At 54.0% G+C, this 22,820-nt stretch carries 20 protein-coding genes; 12 read left to right on the plus strand and 8 right to left on the minus strand.

The features are described 5' to 3' along the window. The first annotated feature begins 54 nt into the window (after window positions 1-54). From J2I47_RS11455 to J2I47_RS11480, 6 genes are all read left to right on the plus strand, one after another. The gene (locus J2I47_RS11455) at window positions 55-1,497 is read left to right on the plus strand and encodes a DASH family cryptochrome (protein WP_207364721.1); all 1,443 of its coding nucleotides are present in this window, start codon (window positions 55-57) and stop codon (window positions 1,495-1,497) included. 275 nt (window positions 1,498-1,772) lie between these two features. Continuing rightward, complete coding sequence (locus J2I47_RS11460) at window positions 1,773-2,498, plus strand: MotA/TolQ/ExbB proton channel family protein (protein WP_207364722.1); 726 nt, start codon at window positions 1,773-1,775, stop codon at window positions 2,496-2,498. A gap of 111 nt (window positions 2,499-2,609) precedes the next feature. Next, on the plus strand, window positions 2,610-3,002 hold the full coding sequence (locus J2I47_RS11465; protein WP_207364723.1) for an ExbD/TolR family protein: 393 nt from the start codon (window positions 2,610-2,612) through the stop codon (window positions 3,000-3,002). A 115-nt stretch (window positions 3,003-3,117) separates the two neighbouring features. Continuing rightward, window positions 3,118-4,362, plus strand: a complete 1,245-nt coding sequence (locus J2I47_RS11470; protein WP_207364724.1) for an MFS transporter — start codon at window positions 3,118-3,120, stop codon at window positions 4,360-4,362. Window positions 4,363-4,430: 68 nt separating this feature from the next. Then, entirely contained in the window at window positions 4,431-5,660 is a 1,230-nt protein-coding gene (locus J2I47_RS11475) for an MFS transporter (protein WP_207364725.1), read from the plus strand. 54 nt (window positions 5,661-5,714) lie between these two features. Then, window positions 5,715-6,965 carry a sterol desaturase family protein gene (locus tag J2I47_RS11480; RefSeq protein ID WP_207364726.1) on the plus strand — a complete coding sequence of 417 codons (1,251 nt, stop codon included), beginning with the start codon at window positions 5,715-5,717 and terminating at the stop codon, window positions 6,963-6,965. A 75-nt stretch (window positions 6,966-7,040) separates the two neighbouring features. Here J2I47_RS11480 and rnr read toward each other — a convergent pair whose 3' ends face one another. The 6 genes from rnr to J2I47_RS11510 form a co-directional block, all read right to left on the minus strand. Then, a complete protein-coding gene (gene rnr / locus J2I47_RS11485) occupies window positions 7,041-9,542 on the minus strand; it encodes a ribonuclease R (protein ID WP_207364727.1) in 2,502 nt (833 codons plus the stop codon). Between the two features lie 138 nt (window positions 9,543-9,680). Beyond that, window positions 9,681-10,085: a hypothetical protein gene (locus tag J2I47_RS11490; protein ID WP_207364728.1), complete on the minus strand. Its 405-nt coding sequence runs from the start codon at window positions 10,083-10,085 to the stop codon at window positions 9,681-9,683. Between the two features lie 116 nt (window positions 10,086-10,201). Beyond that, window positions 10,202-10,963, minus strand: a complete 762-nt coding sequence (gene lipB, locus J2I47_RS11495) for a lipoyl(octanoyl) transferase LipB (RefSeq protein WP_207364729.1) — start codon at window positions 10,961-10,963, stop codon at window positions 10,202-10,204. Between the two features lie 43 nt (window positions 10,964-11,006). After that, the gene (locus J2I47_RS11500) at window positions 11,007-11,999 is read right to left on the minus strand and encodes a CPBP family intramembrane metalloprotease (RefSeq protein WP_207364730.1); all 993 of its coding nucleotides are present in this window, start codon (window positions 11,997-11,999) and stop codon (window positions 11,007-11,009) included. A gap of 115 nt (window positions 12,000-12,114) precedes the next feature. After that, the gene (locus J2I47_RS11505; protein WP_207364731.1) at window positions 12,115-13,785 is read right to left on the minus strand and encodes a glycerol-3-phosphate dehydrogenase/oxidase; all 1,671 of its coding nucleotides are present in this window, start codon (window positions 13,783-13,785) and stop codon (window positions 12,115-12,117) included. Beyond that, entirely contained in the window at window positions 13,782-14,225 is a 444-nt protein-coding gene (locus J2I47_RS11510; protein ID WP_207364732.1) for a sterol desaturase family protein, read from the minus strand. The genes J2I47_RS11505 and J2I47_RS11510 overlap by 4 nt, the downstream gene beginning before the upstream one ends. Window positions 14,226-14,437: 212 nt before the next feature. On the opposite strand from J2I47_RS11510, the gene J2I47_RS11515 reads away from it, so the two are divergent. Continuing rightward, window positions 14,438-15,079, plus strand: a complete 642-nt coding sequence (locus J2I47_RS11515) for an AlbA family DNA-binding domain-containing protein (RefSeq protein WP_229374532.1) — start codon at window positions 14,438-14,440, stop codon at window positions 15,077-15,079. 233 nt (window positions 15,080-15,312) lie between these two features. Here J2I47_RS11515 and J2I47_RS11520 read toward each other — a convergent pair whose 3' ends face one another. Further along, complete coding sequence (locus J2I47_RS11520; protein WP_207364733.1) at window positions 15,313-16,101, minus strand: alpha/beta fold hydrolase; 789 nt, start codon at window positions 16,099-16,101, stop codon at window positions 15,313-15,315. Window positions 16,102-16,177: 76 nt separating this feature from the next. On the opposite strand from J2I47_RS11520, the gene J2I47_RS11525 reads away from it, so the two are divergent. The 5 genes from J2I47_RS11525 to J2I47_RS11545 all read left to right on the plus strand — a co-directional run bounded on the left by J2I47_RS11525 (window position 16,178) and on the right by J2I47_RS11545 (window position 21,618). Next, entirely contained in the window at window positions 16,178-16,648 is a 471-nt protein-coding gene (locus J2I47_RS11525; protein WP_207364734.1) for a MaoC family dehydratase, read from the plus strand. A gap of 115 nt (window positions 16,649-16,763) precedes the next feature. Then, window positions 16,764-17,501: a 3-oxoacyl-[acyl-carrier-protein] reductase gene (gene fabG / locus J2I47_RS11530; protein ID WP_207364735.1), complete on the plus strand. Its 738-nt coding sequence runs from the start codon at window positions 16,764-16,766 to the stop codon at window positions 17,499-17,501. Window positions 17,502-17,705: 204 nt separating this feature from the next. Further along, window positions 17,706-18,845 (plus strand): acyl-CoA dehydrogenase, encoded by a 1,140-nt coding sequence (locus J2I47_RS11535; protein WP_207364942.1) that lies wholly within the window; start codon window positions 17,706-17,708, stop codon window positions 18,843-18,845. 168 nt (window positions 18,846-19,013) lie between these two features. Next, on the plus strand, window positions 19,014-19,940 hold the full coding sequence (locus J2I47_RS11540; RefSeq protein WP_207364736.1) for an AraC family transcriptional regulator: 927 nt from the start codon (window positions 19,014-19,016) through the stop codon (window positions 19,938-19,940). Between the two features lie 217 nt (window positions 19,941-20,157). Next, entirely contained in the window at window positions 20,158-21,618 is a 1,461-nt protein-coding gene (locus J2I47_RS11545) for a T9SS type A sorting domain-containing protein (protein WP_207364737.1), read from the plus strand. A gap of 130 nt (window positions 21,619-21,748) precedes the next feature. Here the strand turns inward: J2I47_RS11545 and J2I47_RS11550 are convergent, their stop codons facing one another. Next, on the minus strand, window positions 21,749-22,789 hold the full coding sequence (locus J2I47_RS11550; protein ID WP_207364738.1) for a DUF3500 domain-containing protein: 1,041 nt from the start codon (window positions 22,787-22,789) through the stop codon (window positions 21,749-21,751). Window positions 22,790-22,820 lie beyond the last annotated feature (31 nt).

Consider the following 22,820-nt stretch of genomic DNA (forward strand, 5'->3'; position numbering starts at 1 on the left):
AGATTCTTGGCATGCACAGCTTGTTTCCTGCTTCTTACCCTTTGCCTCTTTCCTATGCCCATTATCTATTGGTTTCGCAATGATTTGCGGTTGCACGACAACGAAGGTTTTTCGCAGGCGGTAGCCGACAGTTCCGACGTGCTGCCCGTATTTATCATAGACCCCCGCTCGTTCGATGAACACCCTGATCTGGGTTTCCGAAAGGCGGGGGTTTTTCGTGTTCGCTTTCTATTCGAGGCCCTTGCCGACCTGCGCGAACGGTTGCGAGGGCGGGGCGGCGACCTACTCATCCGGGTAGGTAACGTGGCCGATGTATTGGCCGATCTGGCTCAGGCGTATAAGGCCACGGCTGTGTATGCAGGTAAAGAAATCACGCACGATGACGTGGCGATGGAGGCCGAGGTAGACCAGAAAATGACTTCGCTGAATGTGCCTGTGCACTATTTCTGGATGCTGTCGCTCTATCACCCCGACGATCTGCCCTTTGCGGCCGATGCCATCCCCGACGCTTACCGCGACTTTCGGCGGGGTTGCGAACGGGAATCAGGTGTGCGCCCGGAGGTAGCTGAACCTGAGCGTGTGACCCTGCCCGGCGGCGTTGATCCCGGACCCTTGCCCACGCTGACGCAGTTTGGCTATGATGACACCCGGCAGGACGAACGCGCCGCCATTCGGCATGTGGGTGGCGAAACCGCTGCACTGAACCGACTGGCAGCCTATTTCTGGGAACGCGATCAGCTCAGAAATTACAAGTTCACCCGCAACAACGTGCTGGGCGAAGATTATTCGAGCAAGTTTTCGGCCTGGCTGGCCTACGGTTGCCTCTCACCCCGGCGTGTCTATTGGCAGGTGAAGCAGTACGAAAAAGAGCGCGTGAAGAACGTTTCGACCTATTGGCTGGTGTTCGAGTTGATCTGGCGCGACTATTTCCGATTTATCACGGCCAAATACGGTGCCCGGATTTTCTTTCCGTCGGGACCGCGGCGGGTACAAACGGCCCACTGGAACCGTAACAAAGAACTGTTCTGGCAATGGGCTAATGGCCAGACAGGGGTGCCTTTTGTAGATGCCAATATGCGCGAGCTGAACCTGACGGGCTACCAGTCGAACCGAGGGCGGCAAAATGTGGCCTCACTGCTGCTCAACGACCTCGGCGTGCTCTGGACCTGGGGGGCGGCCTACCTGGAAAGCCTGCTGATTGATTACGACCCGTGCAGCAACTGGGGTAACTGGAATCTGGTGGCTAAAGTGAGTGCTGACCCGCGCATGGACCGGTATTTCAACATCTACACGCAGGGCCGCAAGTATGACCCCAAAGGCGAGTACGTTTCGCGCTGGCTTCCCGAACTGGCCAACATACCTCCCGAACACCTGCACCTGATCTCTCTGGCCGATCCCGCTATCCTGGCCGAAGCAGGTGTGACCCTCGGCGAAACCTACCCACAAGCACTGGTCGACATGTCGAAATGGACGCGGAAAAAGAAAGTGAAGAAATGAGAAGAGAGAAGCAAGAGATAAGAGACGAGAAGCAAGAGGTGAGAGACAAGAAACAAGAAACAAAGCCGTTGACTGGTTTCACCTCTTATCTCTTGCTTCTCTCCTCTCTTACCTCCTGGCTCTTTCCCCCAAAATCACATTTCCTTTCGCCCTACGTTGGCTTTGTTATCTTTGGCATACGATTCGTATGCGCTGCCGCGTTGTGATTGCTGAACGTCACGACTGTCTGCGCTGAATATTGCTGACGCCCAACTTTTTAGGTTTACCTTCTATCTATGACCATCCTGCTTCAGGTTCCTGCCACGTCGGCCTCGGCCGTTGCCGATTCTACCGCCAACGCGGCTGCTAGTGCCGCCGCTGCTCAACGGCTTGGTTTGTTTGATCTGGTTGCCAAAGGGGGCTGGGTTATGGTGCCCATTGCCTTCCTGTTTTTCGCTACGCTCTACCTCATCATCGAACGCTGGATCCTGATTCGGAAACAGGGTAAAGTGGATGAGGGCTTTGTCGACAACGTGAAGGACATGCTCTTGCAGGGCAACGTGAAATCAGCGGAGTCGTTCTGCAAAAATCAGCGCACCGCCGCCGGACGGGTATTTGAAAAAGCCGTTGGCCGTGTGGGCATGGGTACCAACAAAGACATCGAGAATACGATTGAGACCGTTGGGCAGATCGAAATTTCGCGAATGGAGCGGAATTTGGGCTACCTGGGCGTTATTGCCGGTATTGCGCCCATGCTTGGTTTTATCGGTACCATTTCGGGTATCATCCGCATTTTCTACGATATCTCCCTCTCCGACAACATCAGCGTGGGCATTATTGCTGGTGGTCTATACGAGAAAATGATTACCTCCGGGGCGGGCCTTGTGGTGGGGGTTATTGCCTATTCGGGCTATCACCTGCTCAACATGATGATCGAACGCTTCACGCTCAAGCTGGAAATGAACGCCTTCGATTTCATGGAAGTCCTCCAGAAACCCACCGAAACGGCCAGAGTGCGCTGATAGCGCGTTTAACGTTTAATGTCTAAAGTTAAAAGTACGTTACCGGTCAACCAACTGCCTACCAAGCAGCCAACGTTAGACTTTAAACGTTGAACTTTTAACTGCCCCTTTATGAAACTCCGCCGAAGAAAGAAATTTGCTGCCGAAGTGGCCACGTCGTCACTGAACGACATCATGTTTTTCCTGTTGTTGTTCTTCCTGATCGTTTCTACGGTAGCCAACCCGAACGTGATTAAGCTCCTGTTGCCCAAAGCGGCTTCGTCGCAGCAACTAAGCAAAAAGCAGGTTACGCTATCGGTGGATGCCAACAAGCAGTACTTCGTCGATAAGCAGCCCGTATCGCCGCAGAACCTCGAAGAAGAGCTGAAAACGATCATGACGGGTATTGAAGAACCCACCGTGGTCGTGCGCTTCGACAAAACGCTGACTGTGCAAGATCTGGTCGACGTACTTCAGACTGGTGCCAAGCTAAACATCAGAATGGTCATGGCCACGTCGAAATAGCGTTAAAGCCTATTTAATCCCTTACCTATTTACCGGACCGCCCACATGGTCTGTGTACTTAGTTACATAGTATACGCGGCCCGCCGAATCGGCGGGCTTTTTTTATGGCAGCTACATGTTCAAAAATCCTCGGTTAGCCCTCATTGTTGGCATTCTCTTCATTGATTCCGTTGTAGCGGGTGGGGTAGGTCCACTCCTCAATAAATACACCGAAACGCTGTCGGGCAAGCAAGTATGGGTGATGGCGGGCAGTGCTCTGCTATTAGGTGCTCAGCTAGTTACGTCGCCCGTATTAGCAGCCATCTCCAACAAAGTTGGCCGTCGCCCCGTACTGATTGGCACCTCTTTGATGTCGCTGCTGGCTTCTTTTTTTCTGCTACCGGTTAATGCATTTGGCTACCTCACCAACCGGGGTGTTGAGGGTACCACCAACGGTATGCAATCTATCTTACGTTCGGCAGTGGTTGATACTGCCGAAGATGGCGATGTAGTGCAGCAAACGGGCATCCTGGGTACTGTGACGGCACTTGGCGCCATTTTTGGCCCGGCGGTGGGTGGCTTGCTGATTATCTCGCTGGCGCAGGCTCGCTACGAGCCTAAACCGCTGGTTATTATGGGTATTATTTTGGCCGTAGTCAACGTGGTGCTAACGTTTGTTTTCAAAGAAACCAGCCAGAAAGAAAAGCAACCGATCGATCCACAGGAATTGAAAGAAAAGGCATTTAATGCATTGAAGGTTAAAACGTTATGGGATCAACTAGCCCAGGTAGAAGAAAAACTAAAAGGATTTAAACCGCTCTTTATTGTCCAGCTACTCACGGTCTTGTCGCTGGGCTATTATAACTACTTCATTGCCTACCTGATTGTCGGTAATTTGGGTTTGACTTATCGGGAGGCATCCTATTTTTTTATCTATTACGGCATTATTACACTGGTAATAAACCTGTTGTTTTTTCAACTCATTGTCAAACACGTAAATCAGCGCAAGGTGATGATCTTCGCTGCCATTGGTGGCATTGGGGTTATGGCGCTCTACGCGCTGTCTGACAAAAGCGTTACGATGCTCTACATCACTGGGGCACTCGATGCCTGTACGGCGGGTTTGCTTACCGGACTCATTACTGGTCAGGTGTCTGCCTTAGCGGCCAAGGGTGGTGGATCGGGACAGATATTCGGCGATTCGCAGGCGCTGGGTGGAGTAGCCAGTTTCGTTACCGCACTGATGACTACCATTCTGACGGCTCTTGATCCGCGTGCGCCCTTTGCCTTCTATGCCCTGGCTATGGCCGTGATGGCTTATCGCGTGGCTACTCTACCCAAGGAGTCAGACGAAGAGACGAAGCCGGAAAATCAAAAATAACGTTGTCGGTCGTTAGTGTAAATCAATCGTAAGTAACGGCCTATTCCCACTTACGATTATCTTACCCTATGTTTCAAGGCCGCCTGCTGCATATTTATGCCATTATCTTTCTCGACGTCGTTGTCGGTTCCATCATTGGGCCGGTGTTGCCGCAGTTTGTGCGAGGCCATGCTAACCCACAGTTGTGGCTTGCGTTAGGCACAGCCCTGTTTTTGGGTGTACAACTGATCTCAGCACCATTGCTGGGTAAACTCTCCGACGGCTACGGGCGTAAACCCATCTTTCGGCTGTCGTCGGTAGGTACGTTTCTGGCCGACTGTCTGTTGTTGCCAGTAAGGTTGGGGTCGCAGTTGGCTAACCGGTTTAGCGACGGACTCACCAACGGCCTCTACGCCACGGTGCGCTCGGCCATCACCGATATTTCGCCCAAAGAGGCGCTGTTTCGGAATCTGGGTATTGAAGGGGCTATTATATCGCTGGGGTTTGTGATTGGACCGGCCATTGCGGGTTTGCTCATCACCACCCTCGACCTTACCGACCCCGTTGAACAGGCCCGGTATGTGGTCATGATGGCTGTGGGGTTGTCGGGTCTGAATGTGCTGCTGAGCTTTTTCCTGCGCGAAACCCATCCAAACCCCGGTGGTGTGTCGCGGGTCGAATTGAAAGCCGCTATTGTCCATTCACTCAATGTGAGCACGATTTTGAGACGACTCCGGCAGAAGAACAGTGAGCATCCCGGCCTGCTGAATCTGGTACTCACGCAGGTAGCCCTAACCGCTGCCGTGGGCTACTATAACTACTTCGTTGCCTACGTGAGCCTCGGTCCGCTGCAGATGGATACAAAGGATATTTCGTACTTCTTCATGTACTTCGGTGGCCTGAGCGTAGCCATCAGCTACGGGTTCTATGGTTTTCTGGCCGACCGGATCAACCAGCGGCGGGCCATTTTCTGGTTTGCGCTTGTGGGCATACCGGTGCTGGCAGCCTATGGCGTGGTGGGTACGTCGCGGCTGTGGCTCTACGTCATTATCACCATCGACTGCCTTACGTACTCGCTCATTCAGGGCCTGATTGAAGGCCTCATGGCCCAGAAAACCACCGACACCGATCGGGGCGAGATTTTTGGTCTCAATCAGGCTATGCAGGGGCTGGCCAGTTTCGGCACTACGCTGGTCTTTGGCCTGCTTTCCATTATCGACCTCCGCTTGCCCTTCGCCTGGTTTGCGGCCTGCCTGGGTGTGGTAGCGTGGCTGGTGCAACAGGATGAATACCAGGGCGAAACGGACGTGACAGATTGACGGTTTTCGTTGTTAACTTGCTGGTTATAAAGACAACAAACCACAGTGCCTGTCATGAATTTTAACCCAATTATGCTGGCGATACCGTTCTTCTTCCTGGCCATGGGAATTGAGATCTGGATTGACCGCTACCAGCAAACGAAGCTGTACCGACTCAACGACACCATCACTAACCTCAGCGCGGGCACGTCGCAGCAGGTGGTGGGCATCTTTTTGAAGGTGGTCACGCTGGGCATGTACGAAGCCATTTATACCAACTTCGCCGTGTTTCATATCCCCCATACCTGGTGGAGTTGGGTGGTGGCGTTTTTTCTCTACGACCTTTGCTATTACGTGGCTCACCGCATGAGCCATGAAGTAAATCTGTTCTGGAGCGGCCACGTGGTGCATCACCAAAGCGAAGAATATAATCTCTCAGTTGCCCTGCGCCAAAGCTGGTTTCAGGGTGTCTGGACCGCCCCGGCCTACATTCCGATGGCCCTGCTGGGTTTCGATACTACCCAGCTCATCATCGTGGGGGGCTTCAACCTGATCTACCAGTTCTGGATTCATACCGAACTGGTAGACAAAATGGGACCGCTGGAGTGGTTCATGAATACGCCCTCGCACCACCGCGTGCATCATGGCCGCAACCCTAAATACATCGACAAGAACCACGCGGGCACGTTTATTATATGGGACCGGCTGTTTGGCACGTTTCAGGCCGAAGAGGAGAAGCCCGTTTATGGCATCACCACGCCTATCAATAGCTGGAACCCGGTCTGGGCCAACTTTGCGCATTACGAACAGATCGGCCTGCAACTCCGCGATGCCCCCCGACTGACCGACAAGCTGAAAGTGTTATTCTATAAACCGGGCTGGGACGCCAAAATGGCCGTTTATCATCCCATCCCGTCGGTAGACCGGGCCGTTTATGAAAAATTCGATACGTCGGTTTCGCGGTCAGTGAACGGTTATGTGTTGCTGCAATACATCCTGCTGACGGTGGCAACGCTCCCGTTTCTAAAGCTTCAGGCCGAGATGGGCTGGCTAGCTAAATTGCTCATTGCGGCCTTGATTGGTCTCACGGTAGTCAATTTTGGTTGGTTCTTCGAAGGTCGCTCGTGGGCATACCGGGTCGAGGCGGCAAGGCTGGTCGTTTGCGCAGGTGTGGCCATCTGGTTTTTGTTACCACTGGCAGCAGGCGTTTGGCTTAGCGCGGGCGTGGGGGCGTTGGCCCTGATTTCGCTGGTGTGGCTGTGGCAACTGAATGGAACCAAGAAACAGACACCCGCCAGCTACATAGGAGGTAGTCTCCGTACGTAGCCAGTCGTGAGCGTAGATGTAGCGCAGGCTTCAGCAGAACGCGCCCAGCCTGCGCTACAAGCAACTGCACTATAATTACCGGCCCCGTCCTCCCCGGCGGTTTTGGCCTTTGGGGGCGGCACCTTTATTTGATTTAGCGGCTTCGCCGATGGCTTTGGCACGGCCTCCGGTGGTGGCTTTGCGGCCCCGGGCTGCATTACGCTGGCTGTCGTCGCGGCGAGAGCGGCCCCCTTCGCGCCCACCGTGCGCCGCGCGGATGAAGCCACCATCTTCAGCCGTTTTGGCCTTGTCGCTGATGAGCGTGAAGTCGATGCTGCGGCGGGCCAGGTTGGTCTCTTTTACTTTCACCGTCACCTCATCGCCGAAGGTGTACATCTTCTTACTTCTGCGCCCAATGATGCGGTAATTGTCTTTGTCGTACTCGTAGAAATCGTCGTCCAGGTCCTGCATCCGCACTAAGCCCTCGCAACTGTTCTCAGGTATTTCCACGAAAAAGCCGAACTCGGTCACGCCCGCAATGACGCCTGCAAACTCCATATTGGCGGGCATGTTGCTCATAAATTCCACCTGCTTGTACTTGATGCTGGCACGTTCGGCCTCGGCGGCGGCCCGTTCGCGGTCAGAGGCGTGTTTGCAGCGGGCCTCCAGCGTTTCGCGATCCACCGACCGGCCTTTGTCCAGATAATGCTGCAGCAGCCGGTGGGCCATCATGTCGGGGTATCGACGAATGGGCGACGTGAAGTGCGAATACCGCTCGAAAGCCAGGCCAAAGTGCCCCAGGTCTTCGGTGCTGTACCGCGCCTTCGACATAGTCCGCACGGCCAGTTGCGACAGCATGCCCGCCTCCGGTTTGCCCTCGATTTGCTCCATAAACCGATTCATCGACTGCGACAAATGAGCGCTGTCTACTTTCAGCTTATACCCCAGCCGGGCCGCAAAATCCGACAGCGTTTGCAGCCGGTCTTCGTCGGGGCCTTCGTGCACGCGGTAGACCATGGTGTTGGGTTCTGGCCCCCGCGAGAGGCTATGCACAAACTCAGCTACGCGCTTGTTGGCCAGCAACATAAACTCTTCGATAAGCTTATTGGTATCCTGCCGAATCTTGGGCATCACGGCAAGGGGTACGCCGTTTTCATCCAGTTTAAACCGCACTTCGGGCGTCTCGAAATTGATAGCTCCGTGCTTAAACCGTTCGTCGCGCATTTTGTGAGCGAGGTCGTTCAGCAAGGTCAGTTCCTTCACAAAATCGCCCGTGCCTTCATTCAGAATGCCCTGCGCCTCCTCATACGAAAACCGCCGGTCGGAGTGAATCGCCGTGCGGCCAAACCATTCCTTCACCAGCTTCGCATCGGCGTTCATCTCAAACACCGCCGAGAAGGTGAGCTTGTCTTCGTTGGGCCGCAGTGAACACACGCCGTTAGAGAGTTTTTCGGGCAACATCGGCACTACGCGATCTACCAGATACACCGACGTAGCGCGTTTGTAAGCTTCCTCTTCCAATTCCGTACCGGGCGTGACGTAGTGCGTGACGTCGGCAATGTGAATGCCAATCTCGTAATTTCCGTTGTCTAAGTACCTGACCGACAGGGCGTCGTCGAAGTCTTTGGCATCGACGGGGTCAATGGTGAATGTGGTGATGTTCCGAAAATCGCGACGGTGTTCCCTGATCTCGGCTTCGTCAATATCCACCGGAATCTCCTCCGATTCCTTCTCCACTTCGGCGGGGAATTCAAGCGGTAAACCGAACTCGGCCAGGATGGCGTGCATCTCAGTGTCGTGCTCACCTGCTTTACCCAGCACCGAAATAACCTCCCCAGTGAAGTGGCCGTCGCGGTCGTCGCTGTCGGGGTAGGTGGTGAGGCGTACAATGACTTTCTCGTTGGCCTCGGCACCGCCTAGTTTTTCAGCGGGAATAAAAATGTCTTGGTAAATCCGGCGGCTGTCGGGCGTAACAAACGCCTGTTTACCATGCCGGTCCAGCGTACCCACGATCTCGGTCTTGCCCCGTTCGGCGATGCTCACTACACGGCCTACAATGCGTTTCGCCAGTTGCCGCGTGCCGCGCTGCCGCGAATCGCTGAAGGCAATAACGCGCACTTTGTCGCCGTCAATAGCCCCACCGAGGTCTTCGGCGGGTACCCAAATATCGTTGTCCCGGTCGCGAGTGCCGTTGTCGGGTACCACAAACGCAAACTTGGGATTGACGTGCTCTACCGTGCCCAGAATGGTGTTTTGGTTGGCGTTGAACTGGTATCGCCCATCGGGCAGGCGCGTCAGGCGACCTTCGTCGAAGAGTTCGCCCACCAGGCCCTGAATCATCAGTTTCAGCTTACGGTCGTCCGCGTCGAAATTCTCGACTACGTCCATGGTGCTCCATTGGCCGGTGTTATTGATCTCGAAAAATGCCGCAACGTCGTTTTTTAGTTCATCTAAAAACGAATTGGCGTGGCCCAGGGCTTTGGCAGGTCCGGCGGCTGACCCAGCGGGCCGTTTGCCATACCCCCCACGCGCACCCTGTTCGCTGCGTGATCCGCGCGCCGAGGGTGCTTTAGTGTATTTATTGTTTTTGGGTTTCATGAAAAGGAAATCGTAAGTCGTAGAGTCGATAGTCTGGAAAGTCGTGTTTAGTGCTGCTTACGCGGGTATTCGCCTTCGGCGGTTTGCGCTGGCGTAAGCAACACTAAACACGACTTTCCAGACTATCGACTTACGACTTTACACATGTAATATGCCTTCCAGTCCGAGTGCTGGTATAGTAACCAGGTGTGACTCGGTGATGCTGTCGGGCACGAAGATGAATTTTTTGTCGTAGATCTGGGAGCCAATGTAATAGCTAACCCAGTACTCATTATTTAAGTGAAAAACGTCGGGCATAATTGATTCTACAATCTCAAATGCCCCCGGTTGTAGGTCGACGAAGTAGTGGCGAAGCGTGGCGGTTTTCTGCTCTATGCCATCCTTTTCGCCGTAGCCACTTGATGTAACAAACACATTATGAATAGGTTGAATATTCTGATTGATCAGATAAACCCGCCACTCATACTGATTCAACTCGGTCAATTTTCGGGCCACAACCACCTGGATGCCCTCAACGGGTAAGAAGGGAATGTCTTTTTTCACGTGTAAAAAATGGAACGCGGATGACGTTGATTTAGCCGATTAAAACGGATTTTTTTCAGTTTGTCTGAACGGGCCTTAGGCGAAAGGAAAATCCGTTTTAATCGGCTAAATCAGCGTCATCCGCGTTCCCCTTGGTTCATCTCAAATAAGCCAGTTAAATGCCGCTGCACGCGTTCCGTCACCTCATCCACAGGTACCGGATGACCCAGTTCCTGCTGCATCGACGTCACGGCTTTATCGGCGATACCACAGGGAACAATATGGGAAAAATAGCTTAAGTCGGTGTTCACGTTCAGCGCAAACCCGTGCATCGTTACCCAACGGCTCGCCTTTACGCCCATCGCGCAGATTTTACGCTCCGGTCCGGTCGGTACGCCGCTCGCCGAATCGGTGCGGCCTGGTTCGCCGCCCAGCCATACGCCCGTCAGCCCGGCAATGCGCCCGGCCTGAATACCGTAGTCGTTGAGTGTCAGAATAATAGACTCTTCCAGTAACCGCATGTAGCGGTGAATGTCGGTGAAAAAGTTGTCGAGGTCCAGGATGGGGTAGCCCACCAGCTGGCCCGGCCCGTGGTAGGTAATGTCGCCCCCCCGATTAATGCGGTGATAGGTCGCGCCGATCTGTTTCAGAAAGTCGTCGTCGGCCAGCAGATGGCTTTCGTGGCCGCTCTTACCCAGCGTATACACGTGCGGGTGTTCGCAGAAAAGCAGGTAATTGGGGGTGGGTAACTGCTCGTCGGCGGGACGGGTTCGGTTGGCGATTTTCCGGGACACGGTATCGGCAAAAAGCCGCTCCTGCTCATCCCAGGCAGTCTGGTAATCAACCAAACCAAGGTGCTGAACCTGAACCGTTTTATTCTGAAGCGACGTGGTAATCATTCTACGAACAGAACAAAGATCAGCCGCAAGGGGTTCGGAGGGATTATTTAGGCCAAAATTGTTGACCAAACGCGGCAGCTTCCATGAGCCAGGCAATGCCGATATGGATGAACAACCCGCCCCAGATGCTACGCGTCGACAGGGCCAGTACACCCAGGATGTAGCCCCCGAACAGGGACGAAACTGTCTCGCCCAGGGGACGGCCAAAATGGATGGTGGCATACCAGACAATCATGGGCAAAACGGGTCCCGGCTGTAACAGGCTGGGTATTGCCGGGCTGGATTTGTCCGCCTGCGAAGCACCGGTTCGCAAAACGTAGCTCAAACCGATTACCAGGAAGCCTCTGAAAATTAATTCAGTCGGTACAAAATCCCAGCCGTAGGCCAGTTCATAACCGAGCGCCGTGATCCATTCGGGTACGTTCAGCACCTCGTGTGGCGTCATGTTGCGGTAGGTAGGGTAGGCTTCCAGAAAATCGGGCTGGAAGGAGGCGAACAGAATGACCGGCACCATCAAACCCAGTAGCATCAGGTATACCAGCAGACCCTTCCGCTTGGGTTTTAGTCCGTAAAAACCGGTCCGATTTTTATCAAAAAACAGGTAATATAGCCCCAGTGGCAGCACAATCGTGACCACCGAATGCAGATTGCTGAACACCTTGTAGGCATACAGATAGAGCCGATAATCGCTGAAACGCTGCGCCCAGTCGACGTAGGCTGAGAAGCCCGCGTAGTAGGCATAAACAACCAGTGCCACTAGGGTATGGAACCAGAAACGGGGGTTGCGCCAAATGTCGGGGCGGTGGTGAAATCGGCTCCAAAGCCAGAACGCACCGTAGTAGGCTGTGGCGTACATGCCGAAATACCAGACGGGCCGCCAGGGGCTTAACGGCTGCCTGTCAATGATTCCGTTTTCGAGGTGAAACGTATAATTAATGGTGATCAGAAACGCTACCCACAGGGCTGTAAGGCCATATAATGCCGGTTTGAAATCGGCGCGGAGGTAGGCCCGGATGTCGCGGAGAAGTTCTCGCATCAACAAATATAGTGTAGTGATGGACCGCTGATTTTTATGATCCCTATGATTCGAAAATGATTCTTAAATCATATTTTATCATAAGAATCATAAAAATCAGCGGCCCATCAACACACTAAACCTGCTCAACAGCAACCCCCGTTGCCTTGCCGATCAGTCCCTCGATGTGCGCCCGGAAATTGGCTTCATGCTGAGCAGAGTCAGCAACGGACCAGCCAAGTTCGCTGGCGAGGAGCTGAGCCGAAACGGGTAGCGCTTCGAGTGTAGCCTGCCAGTCGATGAGGCCGAGGCGGATGCGGCGCATGAGCACGTCGGGCAAGGTCAGCGCCATTTCGGTGCGGGCGGCATAGATCACTTCAGCCTGTATAAACGGATGTTTTCGGGCCAAACGAGCACCCCAGGCTGGTTTTTCGGTCAGCAACGTTAAAATTGACGGAGCCTCGGTGCCATAGGTATTTGCCAAATGGGCGAGTATGTCGGGGCTACTATCGGAATGGCGTTCGGCGAGGCGATGGGCGTAGCGGGTGTCATAGCCCTCGGCACCCTGAAGCAGCAAATCTTCAGTCACGCAGGGGCGGTTTTGCCCTAGTTTCGCGCAGCAGGCATCAATGGTTTCCTGCGCCATCAGCCGGTAGGTGGTCCACTTGCCGCCCATAATACTAACCAGGCCCGATTTGGGGTCAATCTCCACTTCATGGTCGCGCACCACGGCCTTGCTGCTGGCATTAGGGTCCGACTGAAGCAGTGGACGCAGCCCCGCAAACCCACCCGCTACGGCCTCAATGGGTATAGGCTGACTTACAAACTGGTTGACTTCGGCCAGCAGGTACGCCGCTTCGTCGGGCAGCAGGGCGGGGGTGTCGGAGGGGTCGGCTTCAGTGTCGGTGGTGCCAATGAGCCACTGTCCGCGCCACGGAATAGCGAAAAGCACACGGCCGTCTTTGGTCTTGGGCACCAGCAGGGCCGCCGGTTCGGTCTGCGCCGACGCCTGTGGCAGGGCCGAGCCGGGTAGCACCACGTGGGCACCTTTGCTGGCGCGCATCCGTACGCCCTGCTGACTGTTGGCTTTCTGGCGAAGCCTGTCGGCATGGGTGCCGGTGGCATTCACAATCACCTTTGCCCGAATGGTGAATAAATCACCAGTCAGGGTATCCAGTGCCTCTACAGCGTTGATTTGGCCCTTTTCGTCCGCCAGCAGCGACGACACGCGCACGTGGTTGGCCACGGCGGCACCATGTTTGGCGGCGGTTTGCACCAGCCCCAGGTTCAGCCGTATATCGTCGAACTGACCGTCGTAATACAGCACCGCGCTGTGGAGCTTGGTACCGTCGAAGGCGGGAAAATGACGCAGGGCTTCGGCTTTGCTAAGCCACTGGCTGGGGGCCATGCGGCGACTACCGGCCAGCCAGTCGTAGATCTTTAGGCCAATGGCGTAGTAGGCTCCCTCAATCAAATTGCCCACAGGCGTAAGCAGGGCCAGCGGATGGCAGAGATGCGGAGCAATGTGGAGGAGCGTCCGGCGTTCGTGCAGGGCTTTTCGCACCAGCGATAACTGCTTGGGATCGAACGTTTTAACGGCCTGCTCCAGATACCGCACCCCGCCATGCACCAACTTGGTCGAGGTGCCCGATGTGCCCGCCCCGAAATCGTCGGACTCGATCACGGCCACGCGCAGACCGCGGCTGGCGGCGTCGGCAGCGCAACCCGCCCCCGACGCCCCCGCCCCGATGATGCAGATGTCAAACGTTTCCGTTTTCAGGCGTTGGAGGTGGGCGGCGCGGTTCATTTCTTGTCGTATTTCTTGGGTGCGTACAAAAAACCGAATGCTTCGGCTCCGTCGCGGGTGTGTACTTTGTGGTGCACGTAGTGGGCCCGCATGATACGCAACAGGTACGGATTTTTGGTATTGAATTTGATACGAATCCGCCGATGAACGATCACGTCATGAAAAACAAAGTAGCCTATACCGTAGAGTGTTACGCCCGCCGCAATGGGGGCGAGATACCAAAGCGATGGTATTTCCAGTCCGGCCACAAACAGCCCCACGGCTACTCCGCTGAACAGAACGCTGAACAGGTCGTTTATCTCGAAAAACCCTTTGTGCGCGTTGTGGTGCGAGTGATGCCAACTCCACATAATGCCGTGCATAATGTACTTGTGGGTGAACCAGGCCACTCCTTCCATAATCAGTAGAGTACCCAGGGCAATAGCAACGTTTACCAGCATTTGTTCGTTTTGTAATTGGAAGCTTACTGTTTTTACACAACCGCCCGTTTAGCCAAAAAGTTAGCGGTCTAACCGGCTACTATGGTAAGGATTCCCAGGGGCGGTATCGTTCCACATTTGGCCGCAAAAACGCTTGCGAATTCGGTTGGCGGTTGTATCTTTAAAAGGTGATCAGTACGCAAATGGTGGGCAGATCAACTACAGACTATAAAATGCTCAAGGAACTGGTTCGCCGGGGCGAGGGGCATTGTCTTGAATTTAAACTCAAGACCAACCATCCCGACAAAATTGTGCGGGAAATCGTAGCGTTCGCTAACACAGACGGCGGCACGCTCCTGATCGGTGTCGGTGATGATGGCACCATTCCGGGCCTCAAATACGCCGACGAAGACGAATATATTTTGGTGCGGGCCATCGAAAAGTTCTGCTTCCCCGCCATCGCCTACACCCTCGAGCGCGTACAATTGCACGACGAACGCGAAGTGCTTGTGTTCCGTATTCCGCGCAGCCCGCACCGTCCCCACTACGTCATGCCCGACCCCACCGACCCCGAAAACAAGAAGGTATATGTGCGGGTAGATGACAAATCGGTGCAGGCCAGCAAAGAGGTACGCGAGATCATGAAAGGCGAACGCGCCGACCGCAACGTGCGCTTTACTTACGGCGACAAAGAGAAGGTGCTGATGCAGCATCTGGATAAGAACACGCACGTCACCGTTGATTCCTTCGCCCTGCTCGCCAACATCCCCCGCAAAATTGCCTCCCGCACTCTGGTCCTCCTCGTCCTCGCCAACGTCCTCGACGTTTTCCCCAGCGATGTCATGGACCGCTACACCACGAAGCAGATGCGGTGAAGGGGGTTAAAGGTTGTACTACTAGTTGACACTGTTGTTTTCCGGCGAGGAACCACCTCACCCCCGGCCCCTCTCCTGAAACCAGGAGAGGGGAGACTTACCAACATGCAATCGAGTAATAGGCTTGCCTTATGCTATAGTGTTTCCTAACTCGTCTCCCCTCTCCTGAAACCAGGAGAGGGGCCGGGGGTGAGGTGGTTCCTCGCCGGAAAACAACAGTGTCAACCATGTAGCTATAGCGTAAAAGGCCAGCCAGTCGCCACCCGCCGCACCAGCGAGGTATGACCGCTGGCCAAAACCACTTTCTGTGTTTCGGGTAAGGCGCGGAGCAGGGGTCGGGTGTGGGACATAGGTAAAACGGCATCGAACTGGCCCAGAAACAGCCAAACGCGTACCTTATTAGCCCGTAGCCCATCTGCCAACGCCGGAATATTGATGGTTAAATGACGAAAACCCACCCACGACTGCTCAATCTGCTGACGTTGTTTGGGGGTTTGCATGGTCGCTTCCACAAACCGCATGAGTCCCGCGTTGAGTACGCCCAGCCGGACAAGGCCGTGCCCTAACCGAGTGAAAAAGCGGGTATTGTCTAGAAAAAAATGGAGCAGCCAGCGGCCTGGTACCGTGCCTGTAGCCGCCCGAAACCAAGGGTCTTCAGTGATGCCGTCGGGCGCAATCAGAATCAGTTCGTCAAGCTGCGGGGCAAACAAATCGGCCGTAACCAGGGCAAAACGGCCGCCCATGCTGAAACCCACCACCGAAAACCGGTCGATACCCTGTTGGGTCAGGAAATGGGCAACCAAACTTTGCCAATATGATTTAGTTATGCTTGCAGGCCAATCGGCCAGGCGGTTTTGTCCGTGATAAGGCAGGTCGATGCTGTAGATGGTGTGCGTGTGCACCAGTTGTTCGCCAAAGGGTGCCATTGCCTGCGCGTCTTGCCCAATACCATGAAACGCCAGCCAGATTATCGGGCCGGAACCGTATTTAACAAAGGATGTCGGATATTGGACGGTAGACATTGGATGCTACCCGAAGGTACCCATTGAATTAGCCGCGAATATCCAACATCCAGCGTCCAGAATCCAAAATCCATTTATGCAATCCTTTCCCAACCTCGATGCCTTTACCGCCCATGCCGGGCAGGAACTCGGTACCACCGACTGGACCGTTATCTCGCAGGAGCAGATCCAGCAATTTGCCGAAGCCACCGGCGACCACCAGTGGCTTCACGTCGAGCCCGACCGGGCCGTGCGCGAATCGCCCTACAAAACCACCATTGCCCATGGCTTCCTGACCTTGTCATTGGCACCGCGTTTGCTATCTGAGATCTACACCATAGAATCGGTGAAGATGGGCGTTAATTACGGAGCCAACAAAATCCGGTTCACCAACGCCGTGCCCAGCGGTAGCCGCCTCCGCATGAAAGCCTGGCTCCACCACGTTGAACCTACAAACGCTAATGAAGGCACACGTGGTGTCCGGGTCATCATCGAATGCGTGTTTGAAGTTGAGGGCCAAACCAAACCCGCCTGCGTGGCCGAACTGATATCGCTACTATTTGAATAAAATGAAGAAATAATGTACAATGCATAATGAACAATGTACAATGGTTTCACGCCCTAGGAATTCCAAATGCGAAGCCATTGTACATTGTTCATTATGCATTGTACATTAAAACCTCATGCGTCTAGAAAACAAAGTTGCCATCATTACCGGCGGGGCACGCGGCATTGGCCGGGCTGCCGCCGACATTTTCACCCGCGAGGGTGCCACCGTCGTTATCTGGGATATGCTGGATGAGGGCGAAGAAACCGCCCAAAGTCTGCGTAGTCAGGGGCGCAACGCCACCTTCATGCGCGTCAGCGTAACCGATGTGCCCGGCGTGGAAGAAGCCGTTCGGGCCGTGCTGGAACAACACGGCCAAATTGATATTCTGGTCAATAATGCGGGCATTACCCGCGACCGTACCTTATTGAAAATGAGTCACGTAGAGTGGCAACAGGTCATTGATGTGAACCTTACGGGCGTATTTAACTGCACTAAAGCCGTAGTGCCGCACATGGTGGAACGGGGCTACGGACGCATCATCTGCACGTCGAGTGTGGTGGGAGTACACGGTAACTTCGGGCAAACCAACTACGCGGCCACCAAGGCGGGTGTGGTGGCTATGTGCCGGACCTGGGCTAAAGAGCTTGGTTCAAAAGGTATTACCGCCAACGCCGTTGCCCCCGGATTTATCCGCACCGACATGACCGACGCTATGCCCGAAGAAGCCCGTAAGGCCACCATCGCGCTCATCCCCGCCCGCCGCATGGGCGAACCCGACGACATTGCCTACGCTTACCTCTACCTCGCTTCCGACGAAGCCTCGTTCGTGAACGGACAGGTGCTGGGCGTCAACGGCGGGCAAGCGAGCTGATTTCGGATTGGGGATTTCGGATTTGGGATTGTTGCTTACGCACGGGTTTGCTCTGGCCGCACCGGCGGACCGGTAAGCAACAATCCCAAATCCCCAATCCGAAATCCAAAATCATTGTTATGCATGCATACTACGTTGCTTTGTAAATTTGCTTCATCAATCAACAACACGACCATGACTACGGCACCGCATGACCTTCAGGGTCTGAACTTTAACTTATCAGAAGAGCACTTGGCCGTGCAGGAGGCGGCCCGCGATTTTGCACAAAATGAACTGCTTCCCGGCATCGTGGAGCGCGACAATGCCCAGCAGTTTCCCGCTGAGCAGGTGAAGCGCATGGGCGAACTGGGCTTTATGGGCATGATGGTCTCGCCGGAGTATGGCGGTGGCGGTATGGACACCGTTTCCTACGCCATTGCCATCGAAGAAATATCCAAAATTGATGCATCCGCATCGGTAATCATGTCGGTCAATAACTCGCTGGTTTGCTACGGGTTAGAGGCTTTTGGTAGCGAAGAACAGAAGCACAAATACCTCACACCGCTCGCCTCCGGCCAGATGATCGGCGCGTTTTGCCTATCGGAACCTGAAGCTGGCTCCGACGCCACCTCGCAGGCCACCACCGCCGAAGATATGGGCGATTATTACCTCGTGAATGGCACCAAAAACTGGATCACCAACGGCAACTCGTCGGGGGTGGCGCTGGTGATTGCGCAGACCAACCGCGAAAAAGGCCACCGGGGTATCAACTGCCTCATCGTGGAAAAAGGTACGCCGGGTTTTGTGGTGGGTAAGAAAGAAGACAAGCTCGGTATCCGGGCATCAGACACCCACTCGTTGCTGTTTACCGACGTGAAAGTGCCTAAAGAAAACCGCATCGGCAACGATGGGTTTGGCTTCAAGTTTGCCATGAGCACGCTCAACGGTGGCCGTATTGGTATTGCGGCGCAGGCCCTGGGTATCGCGGCTGGAGCCTACGAACTGGCTCTGAAGTACAGTCAGGAGCGGAAGGCGTTTGGCAAAGCCATTTTCGAACATCAGGCCATCCAATTCAAACTGGCCGAAATGGCGACGAAAATCGAGGCTGCCCGGCTGCTGGTTTACAAAGCTGCCCGCCTTAAAGATGAGCATAAAGACTACGTGCAGGCGGCGGCAATGGCCAAGTTATTTGCTTCTGACGTAGCGATGTGGGCCACCACCGAAGCCGTCCAGATTCATGGTGGTTACGGCTTTGTGAAGGAGTTTCACGTTGAGCGAATGATGCGCGATGCCAAGATTACGCAGATATATGAAGGAACCTCTGAAATACAAAAATTAGTAATTGCCAGAGAGATCGTTCGGTAGACGTTTCTTGTAAAAACACTATTTTTATGCCCCTCAGGCCCTATTTCCAGCGAATAGGGCCGTTTTTTTTTAGCAAACGGAAACTTTTATAGTTTTATTAGTTTTGTACAATTTATTAGTTTTGTGCAATATTGCAGGGCAACGAAGCACCACGCAATCCGTTCGGCTATGGAAGACTACAATAAAATCATTGAATCGCTGGGCGTCAAGTTCATTAAAGCCCGGAACATTCGCATCCTGCAACCGATTGTTATCAAGAACTTCTACGACGTGGAGAACACGTTGTTGATCCTATATAACGGTGATGTGTCGTACGGCGACGAACACCAAAAGGTTGAGATTGGCGATATGCTGTTTATTCCCGGTGGTAAACACGTGACCGTTACGTACGGCGAACCCTCGAATCCGAAGGCAGTGACCAACGAGGAGTTTATGACGCACCGCGAACATTATTTCGAAGCCAACCGCGACCCGAGCCGGATCAACAACATGCCCAACTCGTTTGGCTATGTGTCGTTTGAAGCCAAAGTATTCGACTCGGTGAATTTCTTTAACTCGCTCGATGTACCGCCGTTCATTATCAAGCATGATGAGACCCTGGCGCAAGCGATCCGGCAGATTTTGCTGGAAGACATGACCGAGGTTGCTGGCAAAGGCCGCGTGATCAAGATCAAAACGGAAGAGATCGTGATCGAGGTGATCCGCTACATTCTGAAGCAGCGGCTGTTTGTAGAGCAACTCGTGACCAACAGCACGTACTTCAAAGACCCCCGCCTGATCGACATTTTCGCCTACATCAAAGACAACATCGGCGGCGATTTGTCGAATAAGGTGCTGGCCAACGTTGCCAACGTATCAGAAGATTACGTAGGGCAGTATTTCAAAATGCTCACGGGCATCAATCCGCAGGATTACATCGAATATCAACGGATGGAAGCAGCCGTGGGCCTGTTGCGCACCAGCAAAAAGAGCATCCGCGCTATTGGTGCCGAAGTAGGCTATAAAGACACAGCCTATTTCTGCCGCCGTTTCAAGATGATGTTTGGTATTCCCGCCGGTAAAATGCGCCGCAGAGAGTCGCTCATGAACGTGTAAAAAGTACAGCCACACGACACCACTTTTACGAAAGGCCAACCCGAAAATTTCGGGTTGGCCTTTTTTGTAATAATTACTCAAGAAAATGCGGACCAGTTGATTATAAGTTAGTTAGTTGTATTGTTAATATGATACTATTTACTTAAGTAAAGACTTTGTTTCTAGTACCTTTTCTGCTGGTATATCGTCTCAGATAAATTCCGTTCCTACCAAGCTTATGCAACTCTTTACCTCCTGTCTAAGAAATACGCTTCACCGTCCGCTGCTTGTTTTGTATCTGCTCTGCTGTGCCTGTTCGGGTGGTTTTGGGCAAAATCTGGCCGGGTGGCCTTTCAGCACAAATACGGCACCCACTTCGGCCTCGCAGGCAACCGGCACGACATCGCCTAATGCCGCCTTCACCAATGCCGGATCGAGTTCAACAGTGGTAAGTGGCTATTTTGCCTGCAATAACTGGCCAAACGCTACAGCCCCAGACCTGACGAAATACATCGAATTTCAGGTTCAACCCACCGGCAGTTATGATATTACTGTCAATAGCATCAATATAATCTTGTCGAGCAGCAGTACTGCCAATGGTCCTAAAGATTATGCCATCCGCACCAGCGCTGACAATTTCGCAACTACCATCGGGACGAATACCGGGGGAACGGCCATCGCTAACACGGCCCGTAACTTTTCGACAGTAGTAAGTGGTGTTGCCCGGAGCGCGGCTGCCTTTACAGTTCGGGTTTATTTTTATAATGCGCAACAAACGGGGACGGACATCCGGGTAAGTAGTTTTAAAATTCTCGGCACGGCCCAACAGCCAACGCTCACCACAATCCCTGTTACGCTGTCGGGCTTTACAACAACATTGGGTGTACCGTCGGCCACTAAAACCTATAGCGTTTCGGGGGCTAATCTGTTAGACGATCTGGTAATAACGGCTCCTGCTGGCTTCGAAATCAGCACAAGTGCAGGTAGTGGGTTTGGGCCAACGCTAACGCTGCTACAAAGCGGTGGTACGATTGCCACCACAACTATCTACGTGCGGCTGACGGGCGCTGCCGTAGGAACACCGTCGGGCAATATTACGAATGCAACAACGGGTATAACGTCGAACGTAGCGGTGTCGGGTACGGTGCAGGTAGCACAGCCAGTAGAACTGGTCAGTTTCAGCGGTCAGGCGGCGGGTAATGCCGTACTGTTGACGTGGTCAACGGCGCAGGAGCAAAACTCAGAACGGTTTGTGGTGCAACGCAGCGCCGATGCCAGTGAATTTGTGTCTGTGGGTACCCGACAGTCTTTCGGCACAACAGACCGGCAGCAGTATTATTCGCTGACGGACGAATCGCCCAGAAATGGCCTCAATTATTACCGATTGCAGCAGATTGACCACGATGGCAGCGTGGTCTATTCCAAGCCCATTGCCGTGCGCGTAGAGGCCGATTCGCCCTCTGCCAGCTTACGTGAAAACCCCACCAATGGGCACGCCATTCAACTACGTTTACATCAGATGGAGGCTCCACAGGTGGGTGTACATACGCTGACAGGGCAGATTGTAGCAGGTGAATTAGTACGTTATGGAGCAACAGAGGCGGTCTTCAACCCCGTCAGCCCGCTCTCGCCCGGCCTCTACATCATCACTGTCCAGCAGGGTGCCATACGGCAGGCGATGAAGGTGATGGTGAATTGATTTGGGATTTGGGATTGCGGATTTGGGATTGGTTGCTGACGCTTCATCCTATGCCGAAACAAACTGACCGAACCGGAAGACCGGCGTCAGCAACCAATCCCAAATCCGCAATCCCAAATCCCAAATCGTTCTAGTGTTTCTGCTTCTCGTAATGTTCGCGGAGCAGGTCGTCGCCGAAGTCGTTGGTGAGGTCGCGGACAACGGTGTGAACGTGGTTGGCATTGTTTTGCGAGTTGTCGTACTCGATCAGCAGCATCGGCCCGTGGATGCGGTAGTAGTAGCCGACGCTGTTATTGGCGGTGGTGTCGCCCGCCCAGGCAAAGCGGAGCTTGTCGAGGCCGGCTTTTTCGATGCGGTCCATTTGCTGTTTGGCCAGCGTGATCCGGTATCGGTTCAGGTAAATGCCCAAAATTTCCGTAAACAATGCCCGCTGCTTGGCATTCATGTCGGCCAGAGGCAATCCGTCCATGCGCTCCAGCGAGGCGCGGCGACTATTACCCGTGGTGATATTGCCAAAGGCCTTTTTTGCCAGAATAGCCTGAGTCAACTGTGCTTCATTCATGGTGTGGAGCAGCGCAAAGGCCAGTTCAGTTTCGTCGCGCATGAGTTGCTTGCCTTTCTGCGGTACCTCGGCCCGGACAACGCCTGGATTGCTGCCCATAAACAGCGGCGTGATCGACATGACCCGTCCCCCCAGCGTGGAAAACTGCACGGACAGATGGTGCCCTTCTACCCGCCAGCCCCAGGGTTCTCTGGTACCAACGTCGCCGAAAACGGTGAAGTAATAGTTTTCCGGGTCGCGGTAGGTATCGGTAGCCGTTCGATTTTCGACCACGCGCAACACATTTTCGAGGTCCATGATCTGCAGGGCTTTGTCGTAACCACCGGCGCTGAGGCCCGTTTTTAGCAGTTCCATGGCCACCTTCCGCTGCTCAGGCTGCATCTGTTTGAGCGTAAGGCCGTGGCGGGCATGAGGCACAAAATCCCAGGTAAAGCGCTCATTATCAGCGAACGGATAGGTGGCTGCTTTTCGCTGTTCGGGGCTGAGCGTTGCCAAAAACGCCTGGGCGGCGTCGGCCATGTCATCTTTTACCCGCTGTGGAGCCACCACCTGCGCGGCAGTCTGGCCGATAAGAGCATAGCAAAGTAACAGAGTAAGGTACCGTTTCATAAAGCCCGTGGTTTAGTCGCCATGAAAAGGC

It is taken from the genome of Fibrella rubiginis, assembly GCF_017353185.1.
Lineage (GTDB): Bacteria > Bacteroidota > Bacteroidia > Cytophagales > Spirosomataceae > Fibrella > Fibrella rubiginis.